Annotated in this window: 12 protein-coding genes and 1 pseudogene; all 13 read left to right on the top strand. The window is 73.4% G+C overall.

All coding sequences use genetic code 11. The features are described 5' to 3' along the window. A pseudogene (locus DY240_RS31905) lies at nucleotides 1–191 on the top strand (hypothetical protein); the annotation flags it as partial. Between the two features lie 10 nt (nucleotides 192–201). After that, nucleotides 202–651, top strand: a complete 450-nt coding sequence (locus tag DY240_RS33295) for a hypothetical protein (RefSeq protein ID WP_158602828.1) — start codon at nucleotides 202–204, stop codon at nucleotides 649–651. A gap of 7 nt (nucleotides 652–658) precedes the next feature. Then, nucleotides 659–1,465, top strand: coding sequence for a TlyA family RNA methyltransferase (locus DY240_RS12010; RefSeq protein ID WP_119660127.1), 807 nt, complete (start codon nucleotides 659–661; stop codon nucleotides 1,463–1,465). Then, nucleotides 1,462–2,391 carry an NAD kinase gene (locus tag DY240_RS12005; RefSeq protein WP_119660126.1) on the top strand — a complete coding sequence of 310 codons (930 nt, stop codon included), beginning with the start codon at nucleotides 1,462–1,464 and terminating at the stop codon, nucleotides 2,389–2,391. Before DY240_RS12010 ends, DY240_RS12005 begins: the two co-directional genes overlap by 4 nt. Before the next feature lie 104 nt (nucleotides 2,392–2,495). Continuing rightward, nucleotides 2,496–4,238 (top strand): DNA repair protein RecN, encoded by a 1,743-nt coding sequence (gene recN, locus DY240_RS12000; RefSeq protein ID WP_119660125.1) that lies wholly within the window; start codon nucleotides 2,496–2,498, stop codon nucleotides 4,236–4,238. Nucleotides 4,239–4,325: 87 nt separating this feature from the next. Continuing rightward, nucleotides 4,326–6,413 carry a Vps62-related protein gene (locus tag DY240_RS11995; protein WP_119660124.1) on the top strand — a complete coding sequence of 696 codons (2,088 nt, stop codon included), beginning with the start codon at nucleotides 4,326–4,328 and terminating at the stop codon, nucleotides 6,411–6,413. Nucleotides 6,414–6,427: 14 nt separating this feature from the next. Further along, on the top strand, nucleotides 6,428–7,258 hold the full coding sequence (locus DY240_RS11990) for a hypothetical protein (protein ID WP_119660123.1): 831 nt from the start codon (nucleotides 6,428–6,430) through the stop codon (nucleotides 7,256–7,258). Continuing rightward, on the top strand, nucleotides 7,255–7,677 hold the full coding sequence (locus DY240_RS11985) for an RDD family protein (protein WP_199701357.1): 423 nt from the start codon (nucleotides 7,255–7,257) through the stop codon (nucleotides 7,675–7,677). Before DY240_RS11990 ends, DY240_RS11985 begins: the two co-directional genes overlap by 4 nt. A gap of 12 nt (nucleotides 7,678–7,689) precedes the next feature. After that, nucleotides 7,690–8,238: a potassium channel family protein gene (locus tag DY240_RS11980; RefSeq protein ID WP_119660122.1), complete on the top strand. Its 549-nt coding sequence runs from the start codon at nucleotides 7,690–7,692 to the stop codon at nucleotides 8,236–8,238. Between the two features lie 45 nt (nucleotides 8,239–8,283). Beyond that, a complete protein-coding gene (locus DY240_RS11975) occupies nucleotides 8,284–8,712 on the top strand; it encodes an SHOCT domain-containing protein (RefSeq protein WP_119660121.1) in 429 nt (142 codons plus the stop codon). Nucleotides 8,713–8,758: 46 nt separating this feature from the next. Continuing rightward, complete coding sequence (locus DY240_RS11970; RefSeq protein WP_119660120.1) at nucleotides 8,759–11,113, top strand: arylsulfatase; 2,355 nt, start codon at nucleotides 8,759–8,761, stop codon at nucleotides 11,111–11,113. Between the two features lie 94 nt (nucleotides 11,114–11,207). Then, the gene (gene steA / locus DY240_RS11965) at nucleotides 11,208–12,386 is read left to right on the top strand and encodes a putative cytokinetic ring protein SteA (protein ID WP_119660119.1); all 1,179 of its coding nucleotides are present in this window, start codon (nucleotides 11,208–11,210) and stop codon (nucleotides 12,384–12,386) included. A 1-nt stretch (nucleotide 12,387) separates the two neighbouring features. Then, nucleotides 12,388–13,368: a copper transporter gene (locus DY240_RS11960; protein ID WP_119660118.1), complete on the top strand. Its 981-nt coding sequence runs from the start codon at nucleotides 12,388–12,390 to the stop codon at nucleotides 13,366–13,368. Nucleotides 13,369–13,532 lie beyond the last annotated feature (164 nt).

Genomic DNA, 13,532 nt, shown 5'->3' with positions numbered 1-13,532 from the left:
CGGGCGAGAACGGCGCGGGCGAGAACGGCGCGGGCGACGAGTGGCTCGACGCCTTGCGTGCCGTGTGCGGCGCCGTCTGGGCCGCGGCCGACGCCGCCGAGGACGCCGGCGGAACCGTCGTCGACCGGGCATCGGTCGATGCGGCGCTCGATGAAGCACGAATCACCCGTGCTCCCGCGCGGCCGTATTAGCGTTACCGTCATGCGGGAACTGACGGACGACGGCGGCACCGGCGACGCGCAGGTCGACGAGGCGGTGCGGACGCTCCAGGCGCTCGACGAGCTGCCGGTGCACGAGCATGCCCCGCTGGTCGAGCGGGTCCATCAGGTGCTGCAGGACCGCCTGGCGGGCGAACCCGACGCCGCGTTCGAGGACGAATCCGACCTGCCGGGGGACGGTCAGGGCGGGGTCACCGGTCCGCAGGCCGGGGCGACCGGTCAGCACGGTCCCGCCGACGGCCTCCGCGCACCCGCCTCGTCTGGTGGACTCGCGTCGTCTGGTGGGCCCGCGTCGCCAGGCGGGCCCGCTTGGTCTGGTGGGCCTGCTTCGTCCGGCGGCTCTGGTTCGCTTGGTGGGCCCGCCTCGCCCGGTGGACTCGCCTCGCCCGGCGGGGCGGCGGGCCGCCCCGGTTCCGTCGACGGCGAAGGCTGACCGGCCGGTGCCACCTCGACGACGCCTCGATGCGGAGCTGGTGCGCCGTGGGCTGGCCCGCTCGCGCGAGCACGCGGCGACGCTGGTCGGCGACGGCCGGGTGAAGGTCGGCGGACGGGTCGCGACGAAGCCGGCGACGGCGGTCGATCCGGCGGACGCGGTGCTGGTGACCGAGCCGGCCGAGGGCGACGAGTACGTCTCGCGCGGGGGGCACAAGCTCACCGGCGCGCTGGACGCGTTCGAACCGGCCGGGCTGACGGTCGCCGGCAAGCGGTGCCTCGACGCGGGCGCGTCGACCGGAGGCTTCACCGACGTGCTGTTGCGGCGCGGCGCGGCGTCGGTCGTCGCGGTCGATGTCGGCTACGGGCAGCTGGCGTGGTCGCTGCGGTCCGACCCGCGGGTCGAGGTGCACGACCGCACGAACGTCCGCGACCTGACACCGCAGATCGTGGGTGAGGCGGTCGACGTCGTGGTCGGCGACCTGTCGTTCATCTCGCTGCGGCTGGTGCTCGGCCCGCTGGTCGCTGTCAGCAGGCCCGACGCCGACTTCGCGCTCATGGTGAAGCCGCAGTTCGAGGTCGGGAAGGAACGGGTCGGCAAGGGCGGCGTCGTGCGCGACCCCGCCCTGCGCACGGAGGCCGTCCTCGACGTCGCCAAGGCGGCCGGCGAGCTGGGCCTCGGTGTCAACGGCGTCACCGCCAGCCCGCTGCCCGGACCGTCGGGCAACGTCGAGTACTTCCTCTGGCTGCGGGCCGGTGCGCCCGAGGTCCGCACCGAGGACGTCCAGCGCGCCGTAGAGGAAGGGCCGCGATGACCCGCACGGTACTGCTCGTCACCCACACCGGGCGCGAGGAGGCCAGACAGATCGCCGCGAAGGTGATCGACAAGCTCAGCTCGGCCGGCATCGAGGTGCGCGTCATGGCCGACGAGCGTCACGACATCGACATCCCCGAGTCGGACGACCGGGTCGCGGCCGTGGTCGCCGAGGGCGATCCGGCGGCCGCCGACGGCTGCGAGCTGGTCGTGGTCATCGGCGGCGACGGGACGATCCTGCGCGGCGCCGAGGTCGCCCGCCCCAGCGGAACGCCGATCCTGGGCGTCAACCTCGGCCACGTCGGCTTCCTCGCCGAGTCCGAGGTCGACGACCTCGGCTACACGGTCGACCACATCGTCAAGCGCGACTACGCCGTCGAAGAGCGCATGACCATCGACGTCGCCGTGCGGCACGACGGCACACAGACCGCGGCCGGCTGGGCGCTCAACGAGGTCAGCGTCGAGAAGGCCAGCCGCGAGCGCATGCTCGACGTCGTCGCCGAGATCGACGGGCGGGCGCTGTCGCGCTGGGGCTGCGACGGCGTCGTCATGGCCACGCCGACGGGCTCGACGGCGTACGCGTTCAGCGCCGGCGGGCCCGTGGTGTGGCCGGAGGTCGAGGCGCTCCTGATGGTCCCGATCAGCGCCCACGCCCTGTTCGCCCGGCCGCTCGTCGTCGCGCCGACGTCCAGCATGGCGGTCACGATCCAGCACCGCACGCCGGGCGCCGTCCTGTGGTGCGACGGCCGCCGCGCGGTCGAACTGCCCGCCGGCGCGCGCGTCGAGGTCTGCCGCGGGTCGCGGCCGGTCCGGCTCGCGCGGCTGCACGAGGCACCGTTCACCAAGCGGCTGGTCGCCAAGTTCGCCCTGCCGGTCGAGGGCTGGCGCGGCGCCCGGCCACGGCCACCGGCGCCGGGCCATCCATGATCGTCCGGCGCGACACCCGGGCGGCCGGCGGCCCGGACCACCCACGCATCCCCCGACATGTCGTGCCCGTGTCGAGCGGCGCCGCGACGGTAGGCTGAGGTCCCGTGCTCGAGGAAATCCGAATCCGCGGACTCGGCGTCATCGACGACGCCCAGCTGGAGCTGGGTCCCGGACTCACCGTCGTCACGGGCGAGACCGGCGCCGGCAAGACCATGGTGCTGACCGGCCTCAACCTGCTCATGGGAGGCCGTGCCGACGGCGGCGCCGTCCGCACCGGCAGCAGCCGCGCGGTGGTCGAGGGCCGCGTCACCATCGACGCCGGGAGCGCGGTCGCCGAGCGCGCGGCCGAGGCCGGCGCCGATCTCGAGCCGGTCGGCACCGTCGGCAAGGGCAAGGAGAAGCGGGAACGCCTCGAGCTGCTGCTCAGCCGCACCGTCATGGCCGAGGGCCGCTCGCGCGCCCACGTCGGCGGGCACAGCGCTCCGGTGAGCCTGCTCGGCGAGCTGGCCGACGGGCTCGTCGCCGTGCATGGGCAGAGCGACCAGCAGCGGCTGCTGCGGGCGTCCCGGCAGCTGGCCGCCCTCGACCGGTACGCCGGCGCGGCGGTCGCCGAGCCGCTGGCCGAGTACACCACCCGCTACGCCCGGCTGCGCGCCGTCGAGGCCCAGCTCGACGAGGTGACGTCGAAGGCCCGCGAACGCGCGCAGGAGGCCGACCTGCTCCGGCTGGGGCTCGGCGAGGTCGAGTCCGTCGACCCGCAGCCTGGCGAGGACGAGGCCCTGCGTGCCGAGGAGGGCCGGCTCGCGCACGCCGACGCGCTGCGCACCGCCGCCGTCGCCGCGCACCAGAGCCTGTCCGGCGACGAGACCGTGCCCGACGGCCCCGACGTGCTCAGCCTGCTGGCCCAGGCCCGGCAGGCGCTGGAGCCCGAGCGCGACCACGACCCCGAGCTGGCGGCGCTGGCCGACCGGCTGGCCGAGGCCGCGTACCTCATCGGCGACGTCGCCGCCGACCTCGCGTCGTACGGCGCCGGCGTCGACACCGATCCCGAGCGGCTGGCCGAGGTGCAGCAGCGCCGCGCCGCGCTCACCGCGCTGACCCGCAAGTACGGCGACACCATCGACGAGGTCCTGGCCTGGGCCGAGGCCGGGTCGCGGCGGCTGCTCGAGCTCGACGGCGACGACGACCGCGTCGCGGCCCTCGGGCAGGAGCGCGAGACGCTGCTCGCCGAGCTGGGCGACCTCGCCGCCACCATCACCAAGGCCCGCACCGAGGCCGCCGCCCGGTTCGCCGACGACGTCAGCGTCGAGCTCACCGCCCTCGCCATGCCGCACGCCCGCATCGTCGTCGAGGTCCGGCCACGCGACGGGTTCGGCCCGACCGGCGTCGACGACGTCGAGATCCTGTTCACCGGGCACAACGGCGCCCAGCCCCGGCCGCTGGACAAGGGCGCGTCGGGCGGCGAGCTGTCCCGGCTCATGCTGGCCATCGAGGTCGTGTTCGCCGGCGCCGACCCCGTCCCGACCTTCGTGTTCGACGAGGTCGACGCCGGTGTGGGCGGCAAGGCGGCGGTCGAGGTCGGCCGTCGGCTGGCCATGCTCGCCCGGCACGCGCAGGTCCTCGTCGTGACCCACCTGCCGCAGGTCGCGGCCTTTGCCGACCAGCACCTGAAGGTCGTCAAGTCCGATGACGGGCGGGTCACCAGCAGCGGCGTCGAGACCCTCGACGACACCGGCCGGGTGAGCGAGCTGTCGCGCATGCTGGCCGGCCTCGAGGGGTCGGCGTCGGCGCGGGCGCACGCCGAGGAACTGCTCGAGACCGCGGCCAGTTCCAAGCGGAGCCGCTGACCCGCGAGGCGCACCGGCCGCCCGGCGGCGCGGCCCGATGCGGCGGGGATCATCGCGAAGATCCGGCCGGCGGCTTCGGACGGGTCTATGGTGATCACAGTCCGGCGGGGGAGCGACGCCGTCGCGATCCAGACCGAGGGGGCGCCCATGGTCCCGGCTCTCATCGCCCTGCTGGCCGTGGCCGCCACGGCGGTTCCGGCGCAGCAGGCGACCACGCTGGACGCGGCCGCCGCCACACAGGTCGCCGCCGCCGTCCACGCCTCGCCGGACCTGCCGCCGCCACCCGAGGACGACGACGTCGCGCCGCTGCCGCCGAGCACCCCGGAGCAGGACCGCGCCGCCGAGGAGCTGATCGAGCGATACGCGCCCGTCGTCCGGCTGCGCGAGCAGGTCGAGCCGTGCGGCGACGGCGAGCCGTACCTGCCGGTGGACGTCGACGTCGTCCTCGACGACGACGGCGTCGCCCTGCGCGGGCCGTGGACGTCGAACGACCTGGTGCGCATCGCGCCGAGCGCGGACCAGATCGGGACCGGCCTGCTCGAGTACCACCTGGACTTCCCGGGCGACGCGCTCGACCCGGGGTGTGGCTACGAGACGTGGAGCCGGCAGATCAGCGAGGGCACCGCGCCGACGACGTACGGCCGCGTGGTCGGCGATCCGGCCCGCCCGGGACAGCTGGCGGTGCAGTACTGGTTCTTCTACGTCTACAACGACTTCAACAACCTGCACGAGGGCGATTGGGAGATGATCCAGCTCGTCATCGACGCCCCGGACGCGGTGGCCGCCCTCGACGTCGAGCCGGCCGCCGTCGGCTACAGCCAGCACTCCAGCGCCGAACGGGCGACGTGGGGCGAGGACAAGCTCGAGCTCGTCGACGGCACGCATCCGGTGGTCTATCCGGCGGAGGGGTCGCACGCCAACTTCTTCACCTCCGCGCTGTACCTCGGCGCCAGCTCGGCGGCCGGCGTGGGCTGCGACGACACGACGGGCCCGCACACCGAGCTGGACCTGCGCGTCGACGCCGTCCCGGCCGACACCGACGACTACCTGTCCGGCCACCCCTGGCTGGGCTTCGAGGGCCGTTGGGGCGAACGCCAGGAGGCCTTCTACAACGGTCCCACGGGCCCGAACATGAAGTTCCAGTGGACCGCGCCGATCCGGTGGTCCGAGGACAGCTGGCGCGACTCCAGCGCGACGGTGCCCCTGGGCTCGGCGCTCGGCACCAGCGCCACCGACGCGTTCTGCGGCGTCGTCGAGGGCGGCTCGAACCTGCTGCTCCAGCTGATCCGCAACCCGGAGGCCGTCCTGCTGGTGCTCGCCGTCATCGTCGTCGCCCTCGTGGTCATCGCGACGCGGACGACGTGGACGCCGAGCGACCCGTACCCCGTCGCGCAGCGTCGCTCCTGGGGCCGCATCCTCGGCGCCGCCCGCCGCATGTACGGGCGGCACCCGCTGCTCTTCAGCGGCATCGGGCTGGTGTACGTGCCGGTCATGTTCGTGGCTGTGGGGTTGCAATGGGTGCTGGTCGAGGCCGGCGAGCTGACGTCCCTTGTCGACACCGACGGCGACCAGAACGCGGCGACGGTCTTCGTGGTGGTCCTGCTCGGCGGCGCGATCTCGCTGCTGGCCTACTTCTGTGTCGTCGCGGCGGTGGCGCAGGCGCTGCACGACCTCGACGCCGGCCGGCCGGTCACCGTGCTGTCCGCGTACCGCGAGGTCGGACGGCATCTCCGGCCGCTGGCGCTGGTGGCGGCGCGGCTGGTGGTCGTCTGCTGGGCGCTGCTCTTCTTCGTGTTCACCGCGCCGCTGGCGCTCATCTACGCCGTCCGCAACGGGTTCGCCGTTCAGGCCGTCATGATGGAGGACCGGTCCGCCGGCGACGCGTTCCGCCGCAGCCGCGACGTCGTCCGAGGTCACTGGTGGCGGACGACGGCGGTCACCGCGCTGGTCGTGGGCCTGGGCGCGACCACCGGGCCACTGGTCGGGATCATCCTGCTGCTGGTGTCCGACGGCTCGTTCACCGTCATCAACCTCATCACGGCGCTGGTCTACGTGGTGACCATCCCGTTCGTGGCGCTCGTCCTCGGCTACCTCTACCTCGATCTGCGCGTGCGGGCCGGATCACCTGAGCCGGGTGAGGCCCGGCCCGACGTGCCCGCGGGAGCCTGGCCATGAGGTGAGGTGGCGCGATGGGCGCGAACGGGACGGTGGGCGGCGACCGGCCGCTGGTACTGCGGGCCGCCGGCCGGACCGGTCGCCTGATCGCCGGCGCGGCGGGGCTGGCGATCCGCGCGGTGACGGACGTGCCCCAGCCGGGTCACCGCGACCGTACGCCGGACGGATGGGGCGCTCCTCCGCCACCACCGGAGCCGGGCGGTCCCGCCCGGACGGCCCCGGTCGTGCGGCTGACGGCCGCCCGGCTGGGGGAGGCGACCCTCGGGCTGGCCGCCGTCACGACCCGCCGCGCCCTCGACGTCGCCGCGGCCGCCGCGATGCCGGTCGAGGCGGCCGCCACGATCGTCGTCCGAGCGGGCACGGCTGTCGCGGGCCGGAGCCGGCTGGCCGGGCGCGTCGACCGTCTGGCCCGGATCGGCCGCGCGGAGCAGCGCCGGAACGAGCGTGAGGCGGCGCTGCTCCTGCGGCGGGCCTGGCGGCAGTCGGTGGCCAGCGCCGTCGCGGCGGCCGATGTCGACGCCGTCATCCGCCGGGTCGACCTCGACGCCGTCGTCCGCCGCATCGACGTCGACGCCGTCGTCCGCCGGGTCGACCTCGACGCCGTCATCGTGCGGCTGGACATCCCCGTGCTGGTCGAGCGGGTGCTCGACGACATCGATCTGGGCAGGATCGTCCGCGAGTCCAGCACCGGTGCGGCCGCGGAGGCCGTCGACGCCGTGCGCTCCCGCAGCGCCGGCGCCGACCGTGCGATCAATGAGTTCGTCGACCGCGTCGTTCTGCGCCGCCCATCGCGGGACGGCACCGAGCCGGCGCCGTCGGAACCCGGGCGGCGAGCGCCACCGTGACCGGCGCCGGTCTGGTGTCGCGATGCGCCGCGGCCCTGGTCGATGCCGCCGTCGTCGCCGCGGCGTCGGCGCTGACCGGCTTCGTGCTCAGCGGGATCCGCTACACCGTCGACGGGCCCCCGTTCTCCCTCCCGCCGGTTCCCGGCTGGGCGATCGGTGTGGGCCACTCGGTGCTGGTCCTGCTCTACCTGACCGTGAGCTGGACCCTCGTCGGGTGCACTCCGGGCCAGCTGGTGCTCGGCCTGCGCGTCGTCACCGCCGACGGCCGGCCGCCCGGCCCGTGGCGCGCGCTCGTGCGAGCGCTGGTCTGCGTCGTCCTCCCCATCGGCGTGCTGTGGCTGCTGTTCAGCCGCCGCACGCTCGCCGTCCAGGACCTGGTGGCCCGGACGGTGCTCGTCTACGACCCGCCCCGCTGGTGAGGGAGGTCGCCCATGGCGCACATCGTCCACAGCATCCTGACGCTGGCCTGCGCGCTCGTCGTCTACTACACGCTGCCGCTGACGCGCCCACACGACCCACCGGAGGTCGTCAGCGGCGCGCTGTTCCTGGCCGGCGTCGCCGGGCTGGTGTGGCTGACGGCGCACGAGGTGCGCCGGTTCTCGGCCCGGCTCGGCGAAGCGCGCACGCGGGTGTTCGGCCTGCTGTCGGTGCTGTACGTCGTCGTCACGTTCTTCGCGCTGACCTACTACCTCATGGAGCGCAACGACCCGGCGCAGTTCGACGGCCTCGAGACCCGCACGGACGCGCTGTACTTCTCCATCGTCACGCTGGGCACCGTCGGCTACGGCGACGTCCACGCCGCGGGGCAGGAGGCCCGGATCGCCGCGATGGTGCAGATCGTCTTCGACCTCGTGGTGATCGGCGCGCTGTTCGCCGTCGCGTCGTCGCAGATCGCGTACCGGATGAACGTCGTGCGGTCCGGCCACGAGCACGCGCGGCCCGAACGGCCGCAGCCGCCCGAGATCACCCCGCGGGGGTGAGGGGAGCGCCGTCTCCGGCTGCCACGCTGCGACCGGAGGTGGACCATGGACGACTACCCGCTCCTGAACCTGTTCCTCACGATGCTCTGGTTCTTCCTGTTCATCGCGTGGATCTGGCTCCTGGTGACCCTGCTCACCGACGTGTTCCGCAGTGACGACCTGTCCGGCTGGACGAAGGCGCTGTGGACGATCTTCATCCTGGTGCTGCCGCTGCTCGGCGCGCTGATCTACCTGATCGTGCGCGGTTCCAGCATGACCGAGCGGATGGCACGTGAGTACCAGCGCCGCGACGAGGCGTTCCGCGAGTACGTCCGCGACGCCGCCAGCACCAACGGCGCCAGTGCGGCCACCGCGCCCAGCACGGCCGACGAGCTGTCCAAGCTCGCGCGGCTGCGTGACGAGGGCGTGCTGAGCCCGGACGAGTTCGCGGCGCAGAAGGCGAAGCTGCTGCAGACCCACACGACCGCGGCCTGACACCGTCGGGACCCACCCGGCCGCGCACCCAGAGGAGAGCACCGAGATGCCGCTCACCGAGTACCCGGCCGGGCGGGCGTTCCCGGGCGTCGTCGGCCGTACGTTCGACGTGTCCGAGCCGGCCTGGCCGGAGCCGCGACGGGCGGCCGAGGGCGCGCCGAACGTGCTGTTCGTGATTCTGGACGACACCGGGTTCGGGCAGCTCGGCTGCTACGGCAGCCCGATCGCGACGCCGAACCTCGACCGGCTGGCGGCGGGCGGCCTGCGCTACGCGAACATGCACACGACGGCGCTCTGTTCGCCGACGCGCTCGTGCGTGCTGACGGGCCGCAACCACCACTCCAACCACATGGCCGGCATCACCGAGATCTCGACCGGCTTCCCTGGCTACGACGGCTACATCCCGTTCGAGAACGGCTTCCTGCCGGAGATGCTGCTGGGCCACGGCTACAACACCTACGCCGTCGGCAAGTGGCACCTGACGCCGGCGGACCAGGTGACGGCGGCCGGGCCGTACGACCGCTGGCCGCTGGGCCGCGGCTTCGAGCGCTACTACGGCTTCATGGGCGGCGACACGCACCAGTACTACCCGGAGCTCACGTTCGACAACCACCGCGTGGAGCCGCCGCGTACGCCCGAGGAGGGGTACCACCTCACCGAGGACCTCACCGACCGGGCCATCGCGTTCGTCGCCGACGCCAAGCAGGTCGCGCCGGACAAGCCGTTCTTCCTCTACTTCGCCACCGGCGCCATGCATGCTCCGCACCACGTCCCGCGCGAGTGGGCCGACCGGTACGCGGGCGCGTTCGACGACGGCTGGGATGCCTATCGCGAGCGGGTGTTCGCGCGGCAGCTGGAGCTCGGGCTGCTCCCGCCAGGCACCGAGCTGTCGCGGCACGACCCCGACGTCCGGCGGTGGGAGGACTGCGGCGCCGACGAGCGACGCCTCTACGCCCGCATGATGGAGGTGTTCGCCGGGTTCCTCACCCACACCGACCACCAGATCGGCCGGCTCATCGACTTCCTCGACGACCTCGGCGAGCTGGAGAACACGCTGGTCATGGTGCTGTCCGACAACGGCGCCAGCGCCGAGGGCGGGCCGACCGGCTCGGTCAACGAGAACAAGTTCTTCAACTACGTGCCGGAGTCGCTGGAGCAGAACCTGGCCGCCATCGACGAGCTGGGCGGCCCGAAGCACTTCAACCACTACCCATGGGGCTGGACGTGGGCCGGCAACACCCCGTTCCGCCGCTGGAAGCGCGAGACCTACCGCGGCGGCATCAGCGACCCGTTCATCGTCCACTGGCCGAACGGCTTCGAGGCGCGCGACGAGGTGCGCACACAGTACGCGCACGCCATCGACCTGGTGCCGACGGTGCTCGACGCGCTCGGGCTGGACCCGCCGGATCAGATCCGCGGGGTGTCGCAGGCGCCGCTCGAGGGGGTCAGCTTCGCACACACCTTCGACGACGCCGGCGCACCGACCAGGCACGTCACGCAGTACTTCGAGATGCTCGGCCACCGCTCCATCCACCACGACGGCTGGCGGGCGGTCTGCCCGTGGCCGGGACCGTCGTTCGCCGAGGCCGGGCGCCCGTTCGGCCAGCCGATCACGGCTGAAGAGCTCACCGCGCTCGACGCCACCGGCTGGGAGCTCTACCACGTGGCCGAGGACCCGACCGAGAACCACGACGTCGCGGCCGAGCACCGTGACACGCTGATCGAGCTGATCGCGCAGTGGTACGTCGAGGCGGGCAAGTACCACGTGCTGCCGGTCGACGGACGCGGCCAGGAGCGCCTCGCCGAGGAGCGCCCTGCCATCGCCGCGCCGCGCACGCGGTACGTGTACCGGCCGGGCACGCAGGAGGTGCCGGCGGTGGCGGCGCCGCGCATCGTCAACCGGGCGCACACCATCACCGTCCTGGCCAGCATCCCCGACGACGGCGCCGAGGGCGTGCTGGTCTCGCAGGGCGGCGTCGACGGCGGGTTCACGTTCTACCTGCGCGACGGGCGGCTGCACTACGTCTACAACTACGTCGCCGACCAGGAGTTCCACATCGTGTCCGACGGATCCGTCCCGGCCGGCCGTCACGCGCTGAGCTTCGAGTTCGAGCCGACCGGGGAGGCGCGCCCCCTGGAGGGCAAGGGGACGCCGGGGACGGCGTCGCTGTTCGTCGACGGCGAGCCGGTCGGGTCCGGCGAACTGCCGGTGACGATCCCCATCGCCATGGGCCTCGCGTCGGGGATCGCCGTCGGCTCGGACGCCGGCTCGCCCGTGACGGACCTCTACCGGACCCCTTACACCTTCACCGGCACCATCGAGCGTGTCGTGTACGACCTGTCCGGCGACGGCGTGGTCGATCACGCGGCCGAGATCAGGATGGCGCTCGCCCGTCAGTGACGCAGGCGGCCCGCCGAACCGCGACGAACGGCCAACACACACCGGACCGATGCGGTGTTACGGGCCCGGACATGGCAGGATTCGCTTGGTGAGGATGCCAGCACTGCGCCGCCGCAAGCCCGATGACCTGCCCGGGGTCAGCGGCGTGGTGCGTCTGGACCACCGCACGAAGAACCTCACCAAGCGCCTCAGACCTGGCGAGATCGCCGTCATCGACCACCTCGACCTCGACCGCGTCTCCGCCGAAGCGCTCGTCGCCTGCCAGGCCGGCGCCGTCGTCAACGTCCGGCCGTCGGTCAGCGGCCGGTACCCCAACCTCGGCCCCGACATCATCGTCCGGGCCGGCATCCCGCTGGTCGACGACGTCGGGCCCGACCTGTTCAGCGCCGTCAAAGAGGGCGAGCGGCTGCGCGTCGACGGCACCACGCTGTACCGCGAGAGCACCGGCGAGGCCATCGGCGCCGGCATCCGGCACGACGAAGAGAGCCTCGCCAAGCTGATGAGCGCGGCCCGCGAGGGTCTGTCGTCGCAGCTCGAGGCGTTCGCCGCCAACACCATGGAGTTCCTCAAGCGCGAGCGCGAGCTGCTCCTCGACGGCGTCGGCGTGCCCGAGATCCGCACCGACCTCGACGGCCGGCACGTCCTCATCGTCGTGCGCGGGTACGACTACAAGGAAGACCTCGCGACGCTGCGGCCGTACATCCGCGAGTACGACCCCGTCCTCATCGGCGTCGACGGCGGCGCCGACGCTCTGCTGGAAGTCGGGTTGAAGCCCGACATGATCGTCGGCGACATGGACTCCGTGTCCGACGACGCGCTGTCCAGCGGCGCCGAGCTGATCGTGCACGCCTACCGCGACGGCCGCGCGCCGGGCCTGGGGCGGCTGGAGCGCATGGGGCTGTCCGGCGTCCCGTTCGCCGCCACCGGCACCAGCGAGGACATCGCCATGCTGCTGGCCGACGACAAGGGCGCCAGCCTCATCGTGGCCGTCGGCACACACGCCACCCTGGTCGAGTTCCTCGACAAGGGCCGGTCCGGCATGGCCAGTACCTTCCTCACCCGGCTGCGGGTGGGCAGTAAGCTCGTCGACGCCAAGGGCGTGAGCCGGCTCTACCACAGCAGCGTCCCCACGTGGATGCTGGCCGTGCTCGTCGTCGCGGGCATCACGGCGGTCGTGGCGGCCATGTACTCGACCCCGACGGGCCAGGCCTACCTCGACATCGTGGGCTCGTGGTGGGACCGCTTCTACTTCTGGGTGCAGGGACTCTTCTGACGTGATCGACTTTCGCTATCACCTGGTCTCGATCATCGCCGTCTTCTTCGCGCTGGCGGCCGGCATCGTGCTCGGCGCGGGCCCGCTCGGCGACACCGTCGACGACACACTGGCCGAGCAGACCTCGCAGCTGCGTGACGAGAACCGCGAGCTGCGCGCGCAACTCGAGGCCACCGAGGCCGACACCGCCTACCAGCAGGCGTTCCTCGCCGAGGTGACGCCGCGGCTGGTCACCGGCCAGCTCGAGGGCGAGTACGTCGGCGTCATCGCGCTCCCGGGCGCCGACGAGGAGACCGTCACCGCCGTCCGCGAGACCCTCCAGACGGCCGGCGCGACGGCCGACCTCACCGTCCGCATCGAGCCGACGTGGACCGACCCCGACTCCGAGCCGGTGCTCGACGAGCTGGCCACCGACCTCGTGTCGTCCGGCACCGAGCTGCCGACCGAGGGCGGCGGGTACGCCCGCGGCGCCGCGGTGCTGGCCGCCGCGCTGATGGCGCCGCCGGCCGAGCCCGGTGCCTCGCACGAGACCATCGACACCGCCACCGTCACGGCGTTCGAGGAGTCCGAGCTCATCACGCTCGAGCAGGACGCCTCGGTGGCGCCGTCGCTTGCGGTCCTGGTGGCCGGCAACGTCTCCGGTGACGACGCCGGCGACCGGCTGGACCGGCTGGCCACGCTGGTCGCCGGCATCGACGCCGCCGACGCCGGCACCGTCGTGGCCGGGCCCGCGCAGACGGCCGAGGACGGCCTGCTGCTGACCATCCGCGACAACGGCGACCTCGCCGAGGTCGTGTCCACCGTCGACTCCGTCGACCTGCCCAGCGGCCGGGCCGCCGTCGTCTTCGCGCTGAGCGAGCAGGCCGAGGGTGGCTCCGGCCAGTACGGCGTGGTCGGCGAGACCGACGGCGCGCTGCCGCCGGTGCCCGAGGAGCCCGGCGACAGCGTCACCGACGCCGCGACCGAGGGGAGCTCGTCGTGAGGCGCGTCGTCGGCTCGCTGGTCGCGGCCGGTGCCGCGGGCGCCGTCGCCTGGCTGGCGGCGCGCAAGCTCGGTGCGGCCAAGCCCGGCGGCGCCGAGCGCTGGGAGCGCAAGAACTTCCGCGGCTCGACGGTGACGCTGGCCGCCGGGCCGGCCGTCGCCGCC

Origin of the sequence: Jiangella rhizosphaerae, assembly GCF_003579925.1 — a bacterium.
In the GTDB taxonomy this organism is placed as follows: Bacteria; Actinomycetota; Actinomycetes; order Jiangellales; family Jiangellaceae; genus Jiangella; species Jiangella rhizosphaerae.
Note: the sequence above shows the minus strand (reverse complement) of the source record. Positions and strands in the feature narration are given on the sequence as shown.